Here is a 20,678-nt window from a genome sequence, read left to right as displayed (position 1 = left end):
GTGCCGGGCGGTCCCCTCCCGGCACAGATCACCCGCCGACTGTCACCGCGGTGACTCGGCCGTAACCTGGAGGTACCGTGACGAACCCTTCAAAAGCCTCGGTTTTTTTCGAAGAAGAGACGGACTCGGCCGGGCAGCCTGACGGCCCGCGCGCCGACATTGTGGTGAAGGGCCGCAATGTCGAGGTCCCCGACCACTTCCGTGTATACGTCTCAGAGAAGCTGGCTCGGCTCGAGCGCTTCGATCCCACGATCTACCTCTTCGACGTGGAGCTCTATCACGAGCGCAATCGACGGCAGGCCAAGAGCTGCCAGCGCGTCGAGATCACCGCCAGGGGCAAGGGCCCCGTCGCAAGGGCTGAGGCCACCGCCGACAGTTTCTACGCGGCATTCGAGGGCGTCACCACGAAGCTGGAGAGCAGACTGCGCCGCACCAAGGATCGGCGCCGCGTCCACTATGGCGACAAGACACCGGTCTCTGTGGCCGAGGCGACCGCGGCCCTCGCGGAGGACGATTCCCTGGCGATTTCGCCCGACCTGTCACTCGAATCCGAGACCGTGCCGCCCGACGGCCCAGGTCAGGTCGTGCGGACCAAGGTGCACACCGCAGCGCCGATGAGCGTCGATGACGCCCTGTACGAGATGGAACTGGTCGGCCACGACTTCTTCTTGTTCTACGACAAGGAATCGGATCGGCCCTCTGTCGTCTACAGGCGACACGCGTTCGACTATGGCCTGATCCGACTGGCCTGACCCCGGTCAATTGAGTTAGCGCCTACCATGGAGCCGGTCGGGAGAGAACTCTCCCGACCGGCTCCACTGTGTACACCACCTGCCCGCCGAGGATTGAGGACGTTTAAGCCCGTGCCGTCGTTGTCGCTTTCGAAGCTGCTCCGTGTTGGTGAAGGTCGCATGGTCAAGCGGCTCAAGCACATCGCCGAGCACGTATCCACCATCTCGCCCGATGTGGAAGCCCTGTCCGATGCCCAACTCCACGCGAAGACGGCGGAGTTCCGGGAGCGGTACGCCCGCGGGGAGACCCTCGACGAGCTGCTGCCCGAGGCGTTCGCAGTGGCCAAGGAGGCTTCCTGGCGGGTGCTCGGCCAGAAGCACTACACCGTTCAGGTCATGGGCGGCGCGGCGCTGCACTTCGGGAACGTCGCCGAGATGAAGACCGGTGAGGGCAAGACCCTGACCTGTGTGCTCCCGGCCTACCTCAACGCGATCGCAGGCGACGGCGTGCACGTGGTCACGGTGAACGACTACCTGGCCAAGCGCGACTCCGAGTGGATGGGCCGTGTGCACCGCTTCCTCGGCCTCGAGACCAGCGTGATCCTGTCCGGGATGACCCCGGCCGAGCGACGCACGGCGTACGCGGCCGACATCACCTACGGCACCAACAACGAGTTCGGCTTCGACTACCTGCGCGACAACATGACGCACAGCCTCGACGACCTGGTGCAGCGCGGCCACAACTTCGCCATCGTCGACGAGGTCGACTCGATCCTCATCGACGAGGCTCGCACACCGCTGATCATCTCCGGCCCGGCCGACGCCTCCAGCAAGTGGTACGGCGAGTTCGCCCGCATCGCGCCGCTGCTCAAGCGCGATGTGCACTACGAGGTCGACATCAAGAAGCGCACGGTCGGCGTGCACGAGGCGGGTGTCGAGCTCGTCGAGGATCAGCTCGGCATCGACAACCTCTACGAGGCCGCGAACTCGCCGCTGGTCAGCTACCTGAACAACTCGGTCAAGGCCAAGGAGCTCTACCAGAAGGACAAGGACTACATCGTCCGCGACGGCGAGGTCATCATCGTCGACGAGTTCACCGGACGTATCCTGGTCGGCCGCCGCTACAACGAGGGCATGCACCAGGCCATCGAGGCCAAGGAAAAGGTCGAGATCAAGGCCGAGAACCAGACCCTCGCCACGATCACCCTGCAGAACTACTTCCGCCTCTACGACAAGCTCTCGGGCATGACCGGTACCGCCGAGACGGAGGCCGCCGAGCTGCACCAGACCTACGGCCTCGGCGTGATCCCGATCCCGACGAACCGTCCGATGGTCCGCGTCGATCAGGGCGACCTGATCTACAAGACCGAGGAGGCGAAGTTCGCCGCCGTCGTCGACGACGTCGTCGAGCGCCACCAGAAGGGCCAGCCGGTCCTCATCGGCACCACCAGCGTCGAGCGCTCGGAGTACCTGTCCAAGCAGTTCACCAAGCGCGGTGTCGTACACAGCGTGCTCAACGCGAAGTTCCACGAGCAGGAGGCGACCATCGTCGCCGAGGCCGGCCGGACCGGCGCGGTCACCGTTGCCACCAACATGGCAGGCCGTGGCACCGACGTCGTGCTGGGCGGAAACCCGGACATCCTCGCCGACCTGCACCTGCGCAAGAAGGGGCTGGACCCCGTCGAGACCCCCGACGACTACGAGGCCGCGTGGGAGCCCGCGCTCGAGGAGGTCAAGGCCCAGGTCAAGGCGGACGCGGAGGATGTGCGCGCGGCCGGTGGACTCTACGTGCTCGGCACCGAGCGGCACGAGTCCCGCCGCATCGACAACCAGCTCCGAGGCCGTTCCGGCCGCCAGGGCGACCCGGGCGAGTCCCGCTTCTACCTGTCGCTCGGCGACGAGTTGATGCGACGGTTCAACGGCGCTGCCCTCGAGTCGATCATGACGCGCCTCAACCTGCCCGACGACGTGCCGATCGAGGCGAAGATGGTGTCCAAGGCCATCAAGAGCGCCCAGACGCAGGTCGAGCAGCAGAACTTCGAGATCCGCAAGAACGTCCTGAAGTACGACGAGGTGATGAACCAGCAGCGCACGGTCATCTATGCCGAGCGTCGCCAGATCCTCGAGGGCGAGGACATGGAGGGTCAGGTCGAGGGCATGATCACCGACGTGGTCACCGCCTACGTCGACGGCGCCACCGCCGAGGGCTACGTGGAGGACTGGGACCTCGAGCAGCTGTGGACGGCGCTCAAGACGCTGTACCCGGTTGGCATCGACCACAAGGAGCTGACCGGCGAGACCGAGATCGGCGAGCGCGGCGATCTCACTCGCGAGGAACTGCGCGATGCGCTGCTGGCGGACGTGCGGGCGGCCTACGACGCACGCGAGCGACAGATCGACGAGATCGCAGGCGAGAACGGGATGCGTGAACTCGAGCGTCGCGTGCTGCTGTCGGTGCTCGACCGGAAGTGGCGTGAGCACCTCTACGAGATGGACTACCTCAAGGAGGGCATCGGCCTGCGGGCGATGGCCCAGCGTGACCCGCTGGTCGAGTACCAGCGCGAGGGCTTCGACATGTTCACCGCGATGCTGGAGGGCCTGAAGGAGGAGTCGGTCGGATTCCTGTTCAACCTGCAGGTCGAGGCCGCGCCCGCGGCGGAACCGGAGCATTCGGGTTGGACGGCCGCCGCAACCGCGGCGCGGCAGGCGCCCGCCGCGCTGCCGACCGAGGAGCCCGCTCCCGCGGCCCCAGCCGCACCGGCCGCGCTGCGTGCCAAGGGACTCGAAGCATCGGAGGAGACCAGGCTGACCTACTCGGGTCCCGCCGAGGACGGCAACGCTCAGGTCCGTCGGACCGCCGCGGGTGCAGGCGAGGGTTCCCGGCGCGAGCGCCGACAGGCCGGACGGTCCAAGCGCAAGAAGTGACCGGCCTCAGCCGACCTGTAGTGAAGTGACACGCCAGCCGCCGAGAGCTTTCCCGGCGGCTGGCGTGCGTTCGATGCGGGCCGCGACCGCGAACATCCGCGGCCCGCGCGAGTAGCTGCCGAACACCTCGGCGGAATCGGCTCCGCTCGGTCGCAGGTGTACGCGGCCCAGGCAGGCGACGCCGAGCCCACGGGCGGGCAGGGGGCGCTGGGCCAGCGTGCCGACGAGGCCGACCAGCGCGGGCGCCAGCAGCGGCCGCAGCTGCGCAGGCGGACGCCGACGGTCGAGTACCTCGAGCGTCAGCCGGAGGGCGTGCTCGGCGAACCGTTGCGACTCGGGGTCGATGGCGACGGCCGCGGCCGGTGGCCTCCCGTGATCGCGACCGTTGCCGGGGGATCGACCGCTGTGCGGCGAGCGGGTCGGAGCGCGGTGGGCGGCGGCGCGAGACTCGGTCCTGCCCGCGATGGGCGGTTCGCATCGCGGGGCCTGGGTCAAGAACCTGTGGGTGTCACGCATGAGGGACGTCTCCTGTCTCGACGGGCGGCTCGTGACGAGTCGCCGGGCAGCGATGCCGAGTCCGAGGAGAGGCCGGACGGACAGAAGGATTGCACGGATCAGGAAGCGGCGCGCGGGTTCTCGCGAACCTCATCGCGCGCGGATGTTCCCGGAGCCATAGGGTGGGCGGATGCAAGGGTTGGTTGTGGACTTCGGCGGCGTGCTGGCCGGGCCGGGCTCGGACCGTGCGGGAATGACCGCGATCATCGGGGCGCTTCGCGCGGTCGGGGTGCGCTCGGCCATCCTCAGCAACGACCCCGGCGGGCCTACGGGTGCGGACCTGCGCGGGCTCGGCAACGGGGTTCTGGTCGACGAGGTGGTGCTCTCCGGCGACGTCGGACTGGCCAAGCCCGATCCGCAGATCTATCGGCTGACCGCGGATCGTCTCGGACTGGCGCCGGTGGACTGCGTGTTCGTCGACGATCTGGCGGTCAACGTCCGCGGCGCCGCCGCGTCTGGGATGGTCGGGGTACACCACGTGGATCCGGAGACCACGGCAACGGAACTGCGAATACTCTTCGATCTCGGGCAGGCGGTGCCGGTGCAATGGTGAACAGGCTGACCACACTCGACGCGTCGTTCTATTTCCTCGAGGCGAGCAACACCCCGATGCATCTCGGTTCGCTGTCGATCCTGCAGCCGCCGCGGTCGGGTCTCGACTACGAGGACCTGCTGACCCGGGTCGAGAACCGACTCGCGCTGGTGCCGCGCTATCGGCAGCGGGTGCGGGAGGTGGCGTTCGGCCTCGCCCGGCCGGTGTGGGTGGACGACAGGGACTTCGACATCACCTATCACGTCCGGCGTTCGGCGCTGCCGAAGCCGGGGTCCGACGAGCAGTTGCACGACCTGGTGGCGCGGCTGACCTCGCGACCGCTGGACCGGTCCCGGCCGCTGTGGGAGATGTACCTCGTGGAGGGGCTGTCCAAGAACCGGGTGGCGATCTTCACCAAGTCACACTCCTCGCTGGTGGACGGCGAGCACGCGCTCGAGATCGGTCAGGTGCTGCTCGACCCGACGAAGACGCCGCCGCCGCCGACCGAGGAACTGTGGATGCCGCGTCGCGAACCGCGCGAGGCGGAACTGGTGCTCGATGCCGTCGCGGAGATGGTCGCGCGCCCCAGCGAGGGCGCGGCCACTCTCCGGATGGCGGTCGGCGACCTGATCGGGACGGCGGCCGAGGTGGCAGGCAACCTCGCCGCGGTGGTCCGGACGGCCGCGCACACGGCGCCAACCAGCCCGTTGAACGCGCCGATCTCCCGGAACCGGCGATTCGCGGTCGCGAAGACGACACTGGCGGACTACCGGGCCGTGCGTGACAAGTACTCGTGCACGGTCAACGACGCCATCCTGGCCGTGCTGACGGGGGCGCTGCGGAACTGGTTGCTGTCCCGTGGCGAGCCGGTCACCGCGTTCACCACGGTGCGTGCGCTGGTGCCGATGGCGGTCGATTCCGGGGTCGCCGAGCGCGGGGTGTCCTCGTTCCTGGTCGACCTGCCGGTGGGGGAGCTGAACCCGGTGGTGCGGCTCTCGCACATCGCGCACGCCACCGAGGCACACACGAAGCAGAACCGGTCGGCCGCACTGCCGCTGGCTCGGATGTCGGGTCTCGCGCCTGCGACCCTGCACGCGATGGGCCTGCGGGTGGCCAGTGGGCTCTCGCAACGGGTGTTCAATCTGATGATCACCAATGCGCCCGGCCCGCAGTCCCCGCTGTACCTGGGCGGGGCGAAGGTCCTCGAGATGTATCCGGTGTCGCCGTTGCTGAAGAACCAGACGCTCAGTGTCGGCCTGACGTCATACAACGGCCACGTCTACTACGGTTTGAATGCCGACCGCGATGCGATGTCCGACGTGGATGTGGTGACGGCGCTTCTGTACGAGTCGCTCGAGGAGCTGTTGGATGCCACTACATAAGGATTGCGCATGAGGGTCTACATCCCCGCGACCATCGCGATGTTGCAGAGGTTGGTCGCGGACCAGGAGTTCGATCCGGTGAGCCGCACCGCGTTCGCTGTCACCCCGGCGCTGCGCGAGGCGTATGCCTCCGGTGACGACGACGAGCTGGCCGAGGTCGCGATGACGGAGGCTGCACGTGCCTCGCTGCGGCTGCTGGCCGCCGAGGACGATGACGAGGGTGCGGCGAGTATCCAGCGCCGCGCGGTCATCGCCGCGGACGTGGACGAGGTGAAGCTGCGGCCCGATCTCGACGACGCCGTTGTCCGGCTGGCGGCGCCGGTGACCCTGGCCGAGGTCGCTTCCGTCCATGTCGATCTCGCGGAGGCGGAGCAGGCGATCGCCAAGGCGGTCGAGGCGATCGACGCGGCCGATCTGGGTGATGCGGACGCCGAGTTCGTACTCGGTGACGCCGAGGATCACGAGTTGGCCTGGTATGCCACCCAGGAGCTCGCATTCTTACTCGATCTGTTGTGACAGTCCGCGTGACAGCAGGGCACACGGGTAGGTAACCTACGGTTCCGTAACCTACGCGAGTGGATGGATTGTTGATGGGTTTGAGGAACTGGCTCGAGGCGCCCGCTGCCGAAATCTCGGCGCCCCGCCGGCCGAAGCTGAACATGCTGCGCGGAGCGGTGACGCGGGTGACCACACCCCTGCTGCCGGACGACTTCCTGCACCTGGCGAACCCGCTGTGGTCGGCGCGCGAGCTGCGCGGCAAGGTCATCGAGGTCCGCAAGGAGACCGCGGACTCGGCAACCCTCGTGATCAAGCCCGGGTGGGGCTTCGACTTCGACTACCAGCCGGGCCAGTACATCGGCATCGGGCTGCTCGTGGACGGTCGATTCCACTGGCGGTCGTACTCGCTGACCTCCCCGCCGAACTGGGAGAAGAAGCGGATCTCGATCGCGGTCAAGGCGATGCCGGAGGGCAAGCTGTCGAGCCACCTCATCAACGGCGTCCCCTCGGGAACCGTGATCCGGTTGGCTGCGCCGCAGGGCAACTTCGCGCTCCCGGAGCCGCCGCCGGAGAAGATCCTCTTCCTCACCGCGGGCAGCGGCATCACCCCCGTGATGGCGATGCTGCGCGCGATGGTGCGCCGAGACGAGCTACCGGACGTGGTGCACGTGCATTCCGCGCCGACCGCCGAGGACGTGATGTTCGGCGAGGAGTTGTCCGCGCTGCACGAGTCGCATCCCAACTTCGTCTCCCAGGTCCAGCACACCAGGACCGGCGGCCGGTTCCGGCTGGCGGACCTCGACGCGCTGTACCCGGACTGGCGTGAGCGGCAGACCTGGGCGTGCGGGCCGACACCGATGCTCGACGAGATCGAGCGCGTCTGGCAGGAGGAAGGTCTCGCCGACCGACTGCACACCGAGCGGTTCGCGATCTCGCGCGCGGACGACGCCGGGCAGGGCGGCACGGTGACCTTCACCAAGACCGGCCGCAGCATCGAGATCGACGGCGCGACCACGCTGCTCGAGGCCGGGGAGAAGGTCGGGGTCCAGATGCCGTTCGGGTGCCGGATGGGCATCTGCCAGACCTGTGTTGTCCCGCTCGTCGCTGGTCACACCCGGGATCTGCGGTCCGGGCGGGAGCACGGCGAGGGGGAGCGGGTGCAGACCTGTATCGCTTCGGCTGCGGGCGACTGCACCTTTGACCTCTAGCTCTTTCGTCATCTCGAGTTCACGGATGTCGGCTATCGTTGTCGGTATCGGATACGCCGCGGGGGCCTCCGCAGGCAATCTATCTATCCCCATCGGAGGGCCCTGATGGCCATCACGGACATCAAAGAATTCTCACACCTCACCGAAGCCGACATCGAGGCGCTCGGGCGCGAACTCGACGAGATCCGCCGCGACATAGAGGATTCGCGCGGCGAGCGCGATGCGCGGTACATCCGCAACGTCATCAGGCTCCAGCGCGTCCTTGAGGTCGGTGGCCGGCTGACCCTGTTCGGCAGCAAGTACCGGCCTGCTTGGTTCGCGGGCACGACCATGCTCGCCCTCGCCAAGTGCATCGAGAACATGGAGCTCGGCCACAACGTGGTGCACGGGCAGTGGGACTGGATGAACGATCCGGAGATCCACTCCACCACGTGGGAGTGGGACATGACCGGGCCGACCTCGCAGTGGAAGCGGGCGCACAACTACTCGCACCACACGTACACCAATATCGTCGGGATGGACGATGACGTGGGATTCGGGATCCTCCGGATGACCCGCGATGAGCAGTGGCGACCGATCAATCTGCTGCAACCCGCGGCGAACGTGCTCCTCGCGACCACCTTCGAGTGGGGCATCGCGATGCACGACCTGGGCAATGCCAAGTCCGAGGACCTCAAGCGCGGCGGCGCCAACGTCGACCAGCTGAATCGTGAGTTCTACGCGAAGGCCGCCAAGCAGGTCGCGAAGGACTTCGTGCTGTTCCCGGCGCTGACCGGTCCGGCGTGGAAGCACACCCTGACCGCGAACGCGACCGCCAACCTCGCCAGGAATCTGTGGGCGTACGCGGTGATCTTCTGCGGGCATTTCCCGGACGGTGCGGAGAAGTTCACCGTCGAGCAGTACCGCACCGAGACGAAGCCCGAGTGGTACCTGCGGCAGATGCTCGGCAGCGCCAACTTCAAGGCGGGCCGGGTGATGGCGTTCATGAGCGGCAACCTCAGCTTCCAGATCGAGCACCACCTTTTCCCGGATCTGCCGAGCAATCGGCTCCGTGAGGTGTCGGTCCGGGTCCAGGCGCTGTGCGACAAGTACGACCTGCCGTACACGACGGGCTCGCTGGCGCGCCAGTACCTGTTGGCGCTCAGGACGATTCACAAGCTGGCACTGCCGGACCGGTTCCTGACGGCCACCTCCGACGACGCGCCGGAGACCAGTTCGGAGCGCAAGTTCCGCTCGGAGGGTTCGCTGAATCCGCTTCGGGTCGACCCGGTCACCGGCAGGCGCAGCGGCCTGAGGTCGGCGCTGCGTGAGCTCCGCGAGCGTCGCCGCTAGCGGCCCCTCCGGCACCCCGCAGTGAGTTGGGTCACACCTGGATTCTGACAACCTACGCAGCCGTAACTTACGGTACGGTAGGTCGGAACCAAGGCAACTGATCGACTGCGGGGAGAGCCGGAATGGCGATTGCGGACGTCAAGGAATACGCGCACCTTACCGAGGCGGATGTGGAAGCGCTCGGTTTCGAGCTGGACGCCATCCGTCGCGACATCGAGGCGTCGCGCGGCGAGCGCGACGCCCGCTATCTGCGCAACACCATCCGCCTGCAGCGTGGCCTCGAGGTCGCGGGCCGGGCCGTCCTGTTCGGCAGCCGAAAGCGCCCGTTGTGGCTGCTGGGTGCCGGACTGCTCGGCACGGCGAAGATCATCGAGAACATGGAGCTCGGCCACAACGTCATGCACGGCCAGTGGGACTGGATGAACGATCCCGAGGTGCACTCGAGCACCTGGGAGTGGGACGTCGTCGGGCCATCTGCGCACTGGAAGCAGACGCACAACTACCTGCATCACAAGTACACCAACATTCTCGGCATGGACGACGACGTGGGATACGGCCTGCTCCGCGTCACGCGGGACCAGAGATGGAAGCCGTTCAACGCGGGCAACATCGCGTACAACACCGTGCTGGCCCTGTTCTTCGAGTTCGGCATCGCCGCGCAACACGTCGAGCTGGGCAAGGTCGCCATGGGCCGCGACGACCGCGACGAGACCAAGCGCAAGCTGCGCGAGGTCGGTGAGAAGGTCGGCAAACAGCTCGTCAAGGACTACGTCCTGTTCCCGGCCCTGACCGGCAAGGCGTGGAAGTCGACGATGACCGCGAACCTGACCGCGAACATGATCAGGAACGTGTGGACCAATGCGGTGATCTTCTGTGGACACTTCCCGGACGGCGCCGAGAAGTTCACCAAGGACGACGTCGACAACGAGACCCAGGCCCAGTGGTACCTGCGGCAGATGCTCGGCAGCGCGAACATCAGCGGCGGCCCGGTGATGGACTTCATGACCGGCAACCTCAGCTACCAGATCGAGCACCACATCTTCCCTGACCTGCCGTCGAACCGGTACGCCGAGATCGCGGTGCGGGTGCGGGCGCTGTGCGACAAGTACGACCTGCCGTACACCACCGGCCCGCTGTTGGTGCAGTACGCGAAGGCCTGGCGCACGATCGCCAAGCTGTCGCTGCCCAACAAATACTTGCGCGACACCACCGACGACGCGCCGGAGACCGCCTCGGAGCGGAAGTGGGAGGGCACCCAGGCGGTGCTGACGGTTGATCCCGTCACCGGCCGCAGTCGCGGTCTGCGCACCGCCATCCGTGAGGCGAAGAAGCGTCGGAGCGTGCGGGGACTGTTCTCCCGCTGAACCGAAGTCTGTCGAAGGTGACGTGAGTGCCCCGCCGTGACGGGGCACTCACGTCACTCGGTTTCGCTAGGACCCGACCAATGCCGAGCCGGTGTCGAGCAACGTTCCGAAGATGCTCTGGATGTCACCGAAGATGGCCGATCCGGCGTCGATGATCAATTGTGCACTACCCATTTGAAACTCCTTGTGTCGTGACCGTGAGATCGGGTGATCCCGGTGTGTCTTGACCGTGAGTTGATTCGAATCAGGTCGAGCCCAAACAGTGTAAAAACTCGGTTACTACAAACATGGGATTTCACGGTGTAGTTGACCCGACCGTGACCTTGTTCGGTGACGAAACCGTTACCAGGCCTCGTTGGAATTGAGCGCTACCAGCAGCAATCGCACGGCTGCGACCCGGCGCGCGGCCTCGCCCTCGAGGCGGTCCAGCGCGCACTCGGGGTCGGCGGGCGGGCCAAGGTGGCTGCAGCCGCGCGGGCAGTCCTCGATGGCCGCGGCCAGGTCTGTGAACGCGCCGAAGACGTCGTCGGGCGAGATGTGTGCCAGGCCGAACGAGCGGATGCCGGGCGTGTCGATCACCCAGCCACCGGAACGACCACTGTCCGTCAGGTCGGGCAGCGGCAGGGCAACCGACTGGGTCGAGGTGTGCCGTCCCTTGCCCACGCCCGACACCACGCCGGTGGCCCGATCGGCATCGGGCACAAGGCGATTGACGAGGGTCGACTTCCCGACGCCGGAGTGGCCGATGAGTGCGGTGACCTTCCCTGCCAGCGCCTCCTGGACCGGATCGAGCGGATCGTCCTGGCCGGCCAGGATCACCGGCACGTCCAGATCGGCGAAGGCGGCGGCGAACTCCGCGTGGTCGGCCAGATCGCCCTTGGTCAGGCAGAGGATCGGCGCCAGCCCACCGACGTAGGCGGCGACGAGCGCCCGCTCGACGAATCCGGTGCGGGGCGGTGGGTCCGCGAGGGCGACCACGATCAGCAGCTGGGAGGCGTTGGCCACCACGATCCGCTCGAACGGGTCGGTGTCGTCGGCGGTCCTCCGCAGTACCGTCGAGCGCTCCTCGACGCGCACGATGCGGGCCAGCGTGTCGGTGCGGCCGGAGACGTCGCCGACCACGCCCACCTGATCGCCGACGACGATTGGCGTGCGGCCGAGCTCGCGGGCGCGCATGGCGACGACGAGGCGGTCCGGATCGTCGTCGAGCACGCAGCCCCATCGGCCGCGATCGACGGAGACGACCATCGCCGTCTCGGCGCTCTTGTGTTCCGGCCTGGTCTTGGTGCGCGGACGCGAACCCTTGCCCGGGCGGACCCGGACATCGGACTCGTCGTACCGGCGCGCAGTCAGGAGGGCGCTCCGGCCGACTTCAGCATCGTCGCCCATAGATTCTCGAATCCGGGCAGGGTCTTTGCGGTGGTGCCGATGTCCTCGATCTCCACGCCAGGCACCACCAGGCCCAGGATCGCGCCCGCGGTCGCCATCCGGTGGTCGGCGTAGGAGCGCCACGCGCCCCCGTGGAGCGTGCGCGGCTCGATGCGCAGGCCGTCCTCGGTCTCGGTGACGGCGCCGCCGAGATTGTTGATCTCGGTCCTCAGGGCGGCGAGCCGGTCGGTCTCGTGACCGCGCAGGTGGGCGATCCCGCGCAGCGTGGACGGCCCGTCCGCCAGCGCGGCAAGGGCCGCGACGGTGGGGGTGAGTTCGCCGATGTCGTGCAGGTCCACGTCGATGCCACGAAGGCTACGCGGCCCTCGCACGGTCAGCGTCGAATTCGCCAGCGACACTTCGGCGCCCATCTCCGTGAGGATCCCGCGGATGGCATCGCCCGGCTGCGTGGTGCGGGCAGGCCACAGCGGCACGCTGACGGAGCCTCCGGTGACCGCGGCCGCGGCAAGAAACGCGGTGGCATTGGACAGGTCGGGTTCGATCACCCAGTCGACCGCGTCGACGGGCCCGGGGGACACGCGCCAGGTGTCGGCGTCGCCGCCGTCGCCGGGGGTCTGGACCCGAACCCCCGCCTCCCGCAGCATCTCCACGGTCATGTCGATGTGCGGCATCGAGGGCACCGAGCGGCCCTCGTGGCGCACGGTGATGCCGTCGTCGAAGCGCGCGGCGGAGAGCAGGAGTCCGGAGACGAACTGGGACGAACCCGAGGCGTCGATGGTCACGACGCCCCCCGAGACCTTGCCGTGCCCGTTCACGGTGAAGGGCAGGCCGTCGCCGTCGATGTCGACACCGAGACCACGGAGCGCGTCGAGGATGGTGTTCAGCGGCCGGGTGCGGGCCTGCTCGTCGCCGTCGAACTCGACGGTGCCGTCGGACAGCGCCGCGAGCGGCGGCAGGAACCGCATCACGGTGCCGGCCAGGCCGCAGTCGACGGCGGCGGAGCCGAGCGTCCCTGGGGTCACGCGCAGGGTGGTGGGCTCCCCGTCGTCGTCGATCCGTACGCCCAGGGCGCGCAGGGCGTCGATCATCAGGTCGGTGTCGCGGCTGCGCAGTGCGCCGGTGATCGTCGACGGACCCGAGGCGAGCGCGGCCAGGATCAGCGCCCGGTTGGTGATCGACTTGGACCCGGGCAGGGTCACGGACGCGTGCACGGGCGATGCGGCGACGGGCGCTCTCCACAGACTCACGTGCACCATCTTCCCAGAGTGTCGGTGGTGCGAGACACAATGGTCGTATGTGCGGCAGATATGCGACGACGGTCGACCCGGCGCTGCTGGCGGTCGAGTTGGATGCGATCGACGAGACGTCCGGTCCCGGGGGTGCGCGCGAGCCTGCCGAGAACTACAACGTGGCACCCACCGACCCGGTGCTCGCCGTGGTGAGCAGGCACTCGCACGAGCACCCGGACGACGCTCCTGCCCGCCGGATCCGGCGGATGCGGTGGGGTCTCCTGCCGTCGTGGACCAAGGCGTCGGAACCGGGCGTGCCGGCCAAGCGGGCGCCGCTGTTCAATGCCCGCGCCGACACCGCCGCCACCAAGCCTGCCTTCCGCAGCGCGCTCAAGACCAAGCGCGCCCTGGTGCCGATGGACGGCTGGTACGAGTGGCTGACGGAGCCTGCGGCGACGGGCAAGGCGGCGAAGGTGCCGTACTTCATGACCCCCGCGGACGGCTCGCGGCTCTACGCGGCAGGCCTGTGGTCGGTGTGGCGGGACCGCGAGGCCGACACCGCGCCGCTGCTCAGCGTCACGATCCTCACCACCGACTCGGTCGGCGAGCTGCAGTCGATCCACGACCGGATGCCGCTGATCCTCACGCCGGATCGGTGGCAGAGCTGGCTCGACCCCGACGCGGACGCACCCGACGACCTGCTGGACCCGATCGACGAGGCGGTCGCGGCCGGCATCGAGATCCGGCGGGTGTCGGACCGGGTGAACAGCGTCAGGAACGACGGTCCGGAGCTGATCGCGCCGGTCGGGGCGCCGGGGTCAGCGGTCGGCGAGCAGATCACCCTGCTGTGAGGACAGGTCGCTGACCTCGGCCACCAGCTCGAGCGAGCGAAGCCAGGCCGTGCGATCGGTCGCCGAGGAGACGACCATCAGCTCGTCCGCGGCGGTCTCCTCACCGAATCGGTCCAGGTACTCGCGCACCACGGTCGGCGTGCCGACGGCCGAGTACCGCACCATCTGCAGCACCTGTTGGCCCGCGGGGGATTCGAGGATCATGTCCGCCTCGTCGGCCGTGAAGGTCCGGCCGCGACCGATGAACAGCCCGACCCGCTTGCGCTTGGTCTCGAGGAACAGCCGGTCCGCCTCGCCCTGGGTGTCCGCCGCGATGACGTTGACGGCGGCGATCACGTACGGCTCCGCGAGCTGGGCCGAGGGCCGGAACTCGCGGCGGTAGATCGCGATGGCGTCGAGCAGTGCATTCGGCGCGAAATGTGATGCGAAGGCATACGGAAGTCCCAGCGCGGCAGCCAGTTTGGCGCCGAACAGGGACGATCCGAGGATGTACAGCGGCACATTCGTGCCCTTGCCCGGCGTCGCTTCGATCCCGGGGATTCGCGAGGGACCGGTCAGGTAGCCCTGCAGCTCCAGCACGTCCTGAGGGAACGACTCCGCGGAAGCGGGGTCGCGTCGTAGCGCCCGCATCGTCTTCTGGTCGCTGCCCGGCGCGCGGCCGAGCCCGAGGTCGATCCGGCCGGGGTGCAGCTCGGCGAGAGTGCCGAACTGTTCGGCGATCGTCAGCGGCGCATGGTTGGGCAGCATGATGCCGCCTGCGCCGAGGCGGATCCGCTGCGTGTGCGCCGCGATGTGCGCGATCAGCACGCTGGTGGCCGAGGAGGCGATGGACGGCATGTTGTGGTGCTCGGCGTACCAGATGCGCCGATAGCCCCACTGCTCGGCGCGTTGCGCCATCTCCACGCTCGACCGGAAACTGTCGCCTGCGCTCTCGCCCTCGCCGATATGAGCAAGATCGAGGATGGAGAGTGGAACCGTCACGGTGGTGCCGCCTTCGTTCGGAGATGACTGTCGTCGGCGGGGATGAGCGCCTCGTGGTGCAACCGTCGCGGGGCCCCGAGTATTTCTGGTCAGCCCGCGGTGATCGGGGCGAGCACCGCGCCGGTCAGCCGCACCAGGTCTGCCGGATCCAGGTCGATCTCCAGTCCGCGCCTGCCCGCGCTGCACAGCACCCGATCCCAGTTCGCGGCGGAGTCGTCGATGACGGTCGGCAGCCGCTTGCGCTGACCGAGCGGGGAGATGCCGCCGAGCACGTAGCCGGTGGACCGCTGCGCCTCGGACTGCTCGGCCATGACCGCCTTGCTCGATCCCAGCGCCGCCGCCGCGGCCTTGAGGGAGAGCTTCTCGGGGACCGGGAGCACGGCGACCGCCAGCTTGCCGTCGGAGGTCTTGATCACCAGTGTCTTGAGGATCTGGGCAGGCTCGAGTCCCAGCTGACCGGCCAGCGCGTCGACCGCCTCGGCGCCGTAGGAGGCGCTGGCGGAGTCGTGCTCGTAGCTGTGCACGCGGTGCGAGATCTTGCCCTTGGTGAGCGCCTGGGTCGCGGGGGTGGAGGTGCCGGCCATGGCGCCGACTCTAGTTCTACGGCAACACGCTGTGACGAGACCGTGGGAACACTTCGCGATGGACCGGCGTTGCACCCAGCACGTTGGTCCATCTCGAAAGGAGTCCTAGGTGTCGGTGCAGTGCCTCGAGCGCCCCGCTGACCGCAGTCCCCTCGACCGGGTAGCGGTAGCCTTGATCCCTATGGCGAGCGAAGGGATCAGCGTGCCTGACGACCGGCCCGAGAACGATCAGCCACCCCAGGACGAGTCGGGCGGCGATCTGACCGCGCGGTTCGAGCGCGATGCGCTCCCGCTGCTGGACCAGCTCTACGGTGCGGCGCTGCGGATGACCCGTAACCCGGCCGACGCGGAGGACCTGGTCCAGGAGACCTACATCAAGGCCTACTCGGCGTTCCGCTCCTTCAAGGAGGGCACGAACCTCAAGGCCTGGATGTACCGGATCCTGACCAACACCTACATCAACTCGTACCGCAAGAAGCAGCGTCAGCCGGCGCAGTACCCGACGGACGAGATCACCGACTGGCAGCTCGCGGCCACCGCCGAGCACACCTCGCAGGGCCTGCGGTCCGCCGAGGTGGAGGCGCTCGACACGCTGCCCGACGACGACATCAAGGCGGCCCTGCAGGAGCTGCCGGAGGAGTTCCGGATGGCGGTGTACTACGCCGACGTCGAGGGGTTCCCGTACAAGGAGATCGCGGAGATCATGGGCACGCCCATCGGCACCGTGATGTCCCGCCTGCATCGCGGGCGCAAGCAGCTGCGTGGGCTGCTGGCCGACGTGGCACGAGAGCGTGGATTCAACCGGAGCGGCGCAGCGGCGACCGCGGCCAAGGAGCAGGAGGCGACCCGGTGAGCGAGCAGGACGAGTTCGAGCGGTTGGACTGCTCCGCGGTGATCGCGGACGTGTGGCTGATGCTCGACAACGAGTGCGACGAGACGACGCGCGCCCGGTTGAAGCGGCACATGGAGGACTGCGGATCCTGCTTCGAGGCCTACGGCATCGAGGAGAAGGTCAAGTCCCTGGTGAACCGGAAGTGCGGCGGCGAGCACGCGCCGGACGGGCTGCGGGAGCGGCTCAAGATCCAGCTGCGCACCACCACGATCATCACGCGGGTCGACCCGGACCAGTAGGCACGCGCACGGCGGTGGCCGCCCGGGAGTTCCCGGGCGGCCCTCGCCGTGCATTCAGCTCCCGAAGATCAGTTCGGCGGAGCCTGCGGGGCTGGGGACCTGGCATCCGAGTGCACAGCTCACGGTGACGCCCGTCGGCGACCAGTCGAGGGCGTCGAGGCCGTCGGCACTGACGATCAGGCGAGCGTCGAGGTTGACTCCCGGCTCGCCGGTGGCGGACCGCGCTTCGGGTTCGGTCGTTCGACCGCAGCCGACAGCGGGTCCGAGTTTCGGATTCTGGAGCTTGTAGACGGTGTCGTAGACGACGGTGGAACCGGTGTCGACGGTCCACGCGCCCGCGGCGCCCCAGGCGCTCGTGGAGTCGGTGACGCGTTCGCCCGTCGGGTTGGTGTACGTCACGGTCCCGGACACCGGCCACTGCCACCGGCGGTTGCCGCACGCGTCGGCCGTCTCGTTGATCTGGTCGATCTCGGTGACCTGCCGGGCGGGGCCGTCGGTTGCGGAGATGGTTGTGCGGTAGTGCATTTCGTCGCCCTCGAATCCGATGTTCGGCCCGACGACCTCGTGGGTGACGGCGAGGTTGTGATGCGTCGTGGTCGCGCGGGTGGCGGAGGCGTCGTGGCCGGGTGTGGCCGCGGATCCGACCGCGTCGGCGGATTGGGCGGCGGCGGTGCAGGTGATGCCGGCGGCGAGCAGCGCGACGGATGCGGTGGTGACGGCGAGGCGGGAGAAGGCGCGCCGGCGGGTGGTGTGGGGCACTGGTAGCTCCTGGGTTGGTGGTCGTCTGTGGACTGAAGGTGGGGGCGGATCAGCTCCCGAAGATCGACCCGACCGAGCCGGCGGGGCTGGGCAGGTAGCACTCGGCAGCGCAGCTCGTGACGACGCCGGTCGGCTTCCAGGTGAGGCGGTCGAGTCCGTCGATGTCGACCGTCAGCGCCGAAGGCATGTTGACCGGTCGCGAGTCGGCGTACCAGTCGCAACCCACCGCGAAGCCTCCCCTCGCGTTCTGGAGCAGGCGGACGCTGTCGTAGACGACGGTGGTACCGGCCGCGGGGTCGACGGTCCACGACCCGACCGCGGGGTACCCGGGTCTGACGTAGGGCATCGAGTCGGTGACGCGTTCGCCCGCCGCGTTCGTGTAGGTCACCGCCCCCGACTGCGCGGATGTCCAGCTGCGGCTGCAGCCGTAGAAGTCCGAGACGGAGTCCGCGATTCCGGTGATCGTGCGCGCCGGTCCGTCGGTGGCGGAGACGGTGGTGCGGTAGTGGACCTCGTCGCCGAGGTATCCGACGTTGCTGCCGACGATTTCGTGGGTGACGGTGAGGTTGTCGTGTGTCTTCGTTACGCGGGTGGCGGAGGCGTCGTGGGATCCGAATGCGTCCGCGGATTGGGCGGTGGCGATGCCGGTGACGCCGGCGGCGAGCAGGGCGGCGGTCGCGGTGGCGGCAGCGAGGAGGCGGATGGGTGTCGAGAACGTGGACATGGGGCTCCGTTCGGAAGGAGTCTGCTGGGGGAGGTGTCGAGGAAGTCCACACCGTGCGTGCCCCCCGACCGCGTCGGCGTCATCGTAGGGTTCGTGCCGGATTCGCGCGTAGAATTCCGAAATGTGTTGTGTATAACCAAACTTCAGGGGCCGGGACACTGTGTGTTCCGGCCCTCGAAGGTGCGATGAGGTCAGCTCCCGAACGCAGATCCGCCCGAGTCGGTCGGGCGGGGAAGGGAGCAGGCGAGTGCGCAGCTGGCGGTGACGCCCGTCGGGCGCCAATCGAGGAGCGCGAGGCCGTCGGCTCGGACTGTCAGGTAGGCATTCATGTTCGACGGGGACGCGTTACCCTCCCAGTCGCAACCCATGGAGAATCCGCCCCTGGCATTCCGGAGCACGCGGACGCTGTCGTAGACGACGGTGGTACCGGCCGCGGGGTCGACGGTCCACGACCCGACCGCCGGGTATTCGTATGTGCGGGTCATGACGTTGGCGAGGACCTTGGGCATCGACTCGGACACCTGCGCACCCGAAGTGTTCGTGTAGGTCACGGTTCCGGACTTCGCCAACGTCCACGAGTTGGAGCAACCCACCAGATCCGAGATGCCTTCCTCGATTCCGGTGATCGTGCGCGCCGGTCCGTCGGTGGCGGAGACGGTGGTGCGGTAGTGGACCTCGTCGCCGAGGTATCCGACATTGCTGCCGACGATTTCGTGGGTGATGGTGAGGTTGTCGTGTGTCTTCGTTGCGCGGGTGGCGGAGGCGTCGTGGGATCCGAATGCGTCCGCGGATTGGGCGGTGGCGGGGCCGGTGACGCCGGCGGCGAGCAGGGCGGCGGCCGCGGTGGCGGCGGCGAGGCGGGCGACGGTGCGCCGGCCGGTGCTGTGGGGCACTGGTTCTCCTGGGTGAGGTGGATTGTCGGGCGGGCGAACTGACGGATTCGTTGGTGGGAGCGGCTCGGGATTCAGCCGCTCGGCGCCGTCAGCTGCCGAAGGGGCCGGTCTGGTGGAGGCTGCCGTACGAGCTGGTCATCGCGGGCCAGTCCAGGGTGCCCAGTCCGGAGGCGTCCAGGCCGACGCCGGTGTAGCTCACCCCGTCCTCCATCGAGGGCCTGCCCCGGAAGTCCATCCACTTGTAGGTGATCTCGAGGACGACCGTGGCTCCGGATTCGGCGGCGATCGGCCACCCGGCGTTCGAGACTTCCCATCCGCCCTCGTCGGTCATGTTGAGGCCGTCGTAGGTCGCCGCGATCAGGGTCGGGGTGACGGCCTCGGTGGTCCGGATACCGTTCGCGTCGGTGTAGGTGAGTTTCGCCGTGTTCGGGACGTACGACATGAGCCCCCTACGCTCGATGATCCTGGTGACCTGCCGGGCCGGCGCCGACGTCGCGGAGATCGTGGTCCTGAAGGTGATCTCGTCGCCCGCGTAGCCGGCGTTCGGTCCGACGACCTCTCGGGTGACCGACACGTTCTCCGCGGTGCGCGTGGCGCGGGGGATCAGTTCGGGATGGCTGGGGGCTCCGATGCCGAAGTCCGACGAGCCGACCGCACCCGCGGTGCCGACGCCGGCGATCAGACCGGACACGGCAATGGTTGTGGCGGCGACGGCCGCGGCGACGCGGCGCGTGGTTGTTGCTGGGCGGGACACAAGATCTCCGAATCTCTGTGGCGATGGGAGGACGGTGCGGCGCACGCGGATCAGCTGCCGAACTCGGAAAAGTCGATGCCGGGGATGCCCGAAGAGCCGATGTTGCCGACGCCTGCGGTGCAGGGGTCGCAGGTCACCAGAGCGTTCATCGGATAGAACGTCTGGGTGCCGAGTCCGGAGATGTCCGCGGTGACACCCGAAGCCGTGGTGACTACTCCCTCACCCTGCCTCAGGGTTCCGGTCCAGGTGTAGGTGACCTCGAGGACGACGGTCGCGCCGGCTGCGGTGATCGGCCATCCGGTGCCGGGCGCCACGTAGAGGCTGTCCGTGCCCGGGGTGGATGTGATCGCCTCGGTGGTCCTGCGGCCGTCGCCTGCGGTGTATGTGATCTTGGCGGAGGTCTCTTTGGAGTATCCGGGTCCACCGTCGTCGATCCGGGTGATCAGGCGGTCCGGGGCCCCGGTCGCGGCGAAGGTGGTGCGGTAGGTCACCTTCTCGCCCACTCCGGTCACGTTCGGGCCGACCACCGCCCGCGTGATCGTCACGTTGTCGACGGTGGCGGTGTCCGAACGCTGCAGGTCGGTGTCGTAGCCGGTGGAACCGGAGCCGAACGGGTCGAAGTTGGTGAAGTTGACGCTGCCGCCGCTGAGGCCGGTCACGCTTTCGCTGCTGCCGGTCGCGCCTGCGCTCGCGGTGCCGGTCAGCAGGCCCGCTGCGAGGAGTGCTGCGGTGGTGGCGACCGCGGCGAGGCGGCGGGTGGGTGTTGACGGGCGGGACACGGGACTCCGTTCGGGATGGGCGACTGGGGAACGTCTCGGGGGAGTCGACACTGTCCGTGCCCCCCGGCCGCGTATGC

At 68.2% G+C, this 20,678-nt stretch carries 21 protein-coding genes; 11 read left to right on the top strand and 10 right to left on the bottom strand.

Going from position 1 to position 20,678, the window contains the following annotated elements:
- Positions 1–77 precede the first annotated feature (77 nt).
- Both hpf and secA read left to right on the top strand, forming a co-directional pair.
- A complete protein-coding gene (gene hpf, locus ACWFRB_RS12650) occupies positions 78–752 on the top strand; it encodes a ribosome hibernation-promoting factor, HPF/YfiA family (protein ID WP_452641387.1) in 675 nt (224 codons plus the stop codon).
- Positions 753–863: 111 nt separating this feature from the next.
- Positions 864–3,656 (top strand): preprotein translocase subunit SecA, encoded by a 2,793-nt coding sequence (secA, locus tag ACWFRB_RS12645; RefSeq protein WP_452641386.1) that lies wholly within the window; start codon positions 864–866, stop codon positions 3,654–3,656.
- A 6-nt stretch (positions 3,657–3,662) separates the two neighbouring features.
- Here the strand turns inward: secA and ACWFRB_RS12640 are convergent, their stop codons facing one another.
- On the bottom strand, positions 3,663–4,172 hold the full coding sequence (locus tag ACWFRB_RS12640; RefSeq protein WP_452641385.1) for an Rv3235 family protein: 510 nt from the start codon (positions 4,170–4,172) through the stop codon (positions 3,663–3,665).
- Between the two features lie 169 nt (positions 4,173–4,341).
- Between ACWFRB_RS12640 and ACWFRB_RS12635 the strand changes: the two genes are divergently transcribed.
- The 6 genes from ACWFRB_RS12635 to ACWFRB_RS12610 all read left to right on the top strand — a co-directional run bounded on the left by ACWFRB_RS12635 (position 4,342) and on the right by ACWFRB_RS12610 (position 10,527).
- A complete protein-coding gene (locus tag ACWFRB_RS12635; RefSeq protein WP_452641384.1) occupies positions 4,342–4,764 on the top strand; it encodes an HAD-IA family hydrolase in 423 nt (140 codons plus the stop codon).
- A complete protein-coding gene (locus ACWFRB_RS12630; RefSeq protein WP_452641383.1) occupies positions 4,758–6,125 on the top strand; it encodes a WS/DGAT/MGAT family O-acyltransferase in 1,368 nt (455 codons plus the stop codon). Before ACWFRB_RS12635 ends, ACWFRB_RS12630 begins: the two co-directional genes overlap by 7 nt.
- A 9-nt stretch (positions 6,126–6,134) precedes the next feature.
- The gene (locus tag ACWFRB_RS12625; RefSeq protein ID WP_452641382.1) at positions 6,135–6,641 is read left to right on the top strand and encodes a DUF6912 family protein; all 507 of its coding nucleotides are present in this window, start codon (positions 6,135–6,137) and stop codon (positions 6,639–6,641) included.
- A gap of 74 nt (positions 6,642–6,715) precedes the next feature.
- The gene (locus ACWFRB_RS12620; RefSeq protein WP_452641381.1) at positions 6,716–7,831 is read left to right on the top strand and encodes a ferredoxin reductase; all 1,116 of its coding nucleotides are present in this window, start codon (positions 6,716–6,718) and stop codon (positions 7,829–7,831) included.
- Between the two features lie 105 nt (positions 7,832–7,936).
- On the top strand, positions 7,937–9,163 hold the full coding sequence (locus tag ACWFRB_RS12615) for a fatty acid desaturase family protein (RefSeq protein ID WP_452641380.1): 1,227 nt from the start codon (positions 7,937–7,939) through the stop codon (positions 9,161–9,163).
- Positions 9,164–9,285: 122 nt separating this feature from the next.
- Positions 9,286–10,527: a fatty acid desaturase family protein gene (locus tag ACWFRB_RS12610; RefSeq protein WP_452641379.1), complete on the top strand. Its 1,242-nt coding sequence runs from the start codon at positions 9,286–9,288 to the stop codon at positions 10,525–10,527.
- Between the two features lie 342 nt (positions 10,528–10,869).
- Here the strand turns inward: ACWFRB_RS12610 and rsgA are convergent, their stop codons facing one another.
- Positions 10,870–11,916 carry a ribosome small subunit-dependent GTPase A gene (gene rsgA / locus ACWFRB_RS12605; protein ID WP_452641377.1) on the bottom strand — a complete coding sequence of 349 codons (1,047 nt, stop codon included), beginning with the start codon at positions 11,914–11,916 and terminating at the stop codon, positions 10,870–10,872.
- Positions 11,877–13,172, bottom strand: a complete 1,296-nt coding sequence (aroA, locus tag ACWFRB_RS12600) for a 3-phosphoshikimate 1-carboxyvinyltransferase (RefSeq protein ID WP_452641376.1) — start codon at positions 13,170–13,172, stop codon at positions 11,877–11,879. Before aroA ends, rsgA begins: the two co-directional genes overlap by 40 nt.
- A gap of 38 nt (positions 13,173–13,210) precedes the next feature.
- On the opposite strand from aroA, the gene ACWFRB_RS12595 reads away from it, so the two are divergent.
- A complete protein-coding gene (locus tag ACWFRB_RS12595) occupies positions 13,211–13,996 on the top strand; it encodes an SOS response-associated peptidase (protein WP_452641375.1) in 786 nt (261 codons plus the stop codon).
- Here ACWFRB_RS12595 and ACWFRB_RS12590 read toward each other — a convergent pair.
- The gene (locus ACWFRB_RS12590) at positions 13,964–14,977 is read right to left on the bottom strand and encodes an LLM class flavin-dependent oxidoreductase (protein ID WP_452641374.1); all 1,014 of its coding nucleotides are present in this window, start codon (positions 14,975–14,977) and stop codon (positions 13,964–13,966) included. The two genes, ACWFRB_RS12595 and ACWFRB_RS12590, sit on opposite strands and share 33 nt — an antisense overlap.
- 89 nt (positions 14,978–15,066) lie before the next feature.
- Positions 15,067–15,561 (bottom strand): Cys-tRNA(Pro) deacylase, encoded by a 495-nt coding sequence (gene ybaK / locus ACWFRB_RS12585; protein WP_452641373.1) that lies wholly within the window; start codon positions 15,559–15,561, stop codon positions 15,067–15,069.
- Positions 15,562–15,742: 181 nt separating this feature from the next.
- Between ybaK and ACWFRB_RS12580 the strand changes: the two genes are divergently transcribed.
- Together ACWFRB_RS12580 and rsrA are read left to right on the top strand one after the other, a co-directional pair.
- On the top strand, positions 15,743–16,414 hold the full coding sequence (locus tag ACWFRB_RS12580) for a sigma-70 family RNA polymerase sigma factor (RefSeq protein ID WP_452641372.1): 672 nt from the start codon (positions 15,743–15,745) through the stop codon (positions 16,412–16,414).
- Complete coding sequence (gene rsrA / locus ACWFRB_RS12575; RefSeq protein ID WP_027500167.1) at positions 16,411–16,692, top strand: mycothiol system anti-sigma-R factor; 282 nt, start codon at positions 16,411–16,413, stop codon at positions 16,690–16,692. Before ACWFRB_RS12580 ends, rsrA begins: the two co-directional genes overlap by 4 nt.
- A gap of 54 nt (positions 16,693–16,746) precedes the next feature.
- On the opposite strand, the gene ACWFRB_RS12570 is transcribed toward rsrA, so the two are convergent.
- The 5 genes from ACWFRB_RS12570 to ACWFRB_RS12550 form a co-directional block, all read right to left on the bottom strand.
- Positions 16,747–17,451: a hypothetical protein gene (locus ACWFRB_RS12570; protein WP_452641371.1), complete on the bottom strand. Its 705-nt coding sequence runs from the start codon at positions 17,449–17,451 to the stop codon at positions 16,747–16,749.
- Positions 17,452–17,500: 49 nt separating this feature from the next.
- Positions 17,501–18,175, bottom strand: coding sequence for a hypothetical protein (locus ACWFRB_RS12565; protein WP_452641370.1), 675 nt, complete (start codon positions 18,173–18,175; stop codon positions 17,501–17,503).
- A 191-nt stretch (positions 18,176–18,366) separates the two neighbouring features.
- Complete coding sequence (locus ACWFRB_RS12560) at positions 18,367–19,068, bottom strand: hypothetical protein (protein ID WP_452641369.1); 702 nt, start codon at positions 19,066–19,068, stop codon at positions 18,367–18,369.
- 88 nt (positions 19,069–19,156) lie between these two features.
- Entirely contained in the window at positions 19,157–19,822 is a 666-nt protein-coding gene (locus ACWFRB_RS12555; protein WP_452641368.1) for a hypothetical protein, read from the bottom strand.
- Between the two features lie 50 nt (positions 19,823–19,872).
- Positions 19,873–20,601: a hypothetical protein gene (locus ACWFRB_RS12550; RefSeq protein WP_452641367.1), complete on the bottom strand. Its 729-nt coding sequence runs from the start codon at positions 20,599–20,601 to the stop codon at positions 19,873–19,875.
- Positions 20,602–20,678: the final 77 nt, after the last annotated feature.

This window comes from Rhodococcus sp. NPDC055112, assembly GCF_053607505.1.
The sequence above is the reverse complement of the archived record's forward strand: the minus strand, read 5'-3'. Positions and strand labels throughout refer to the sequence as shown.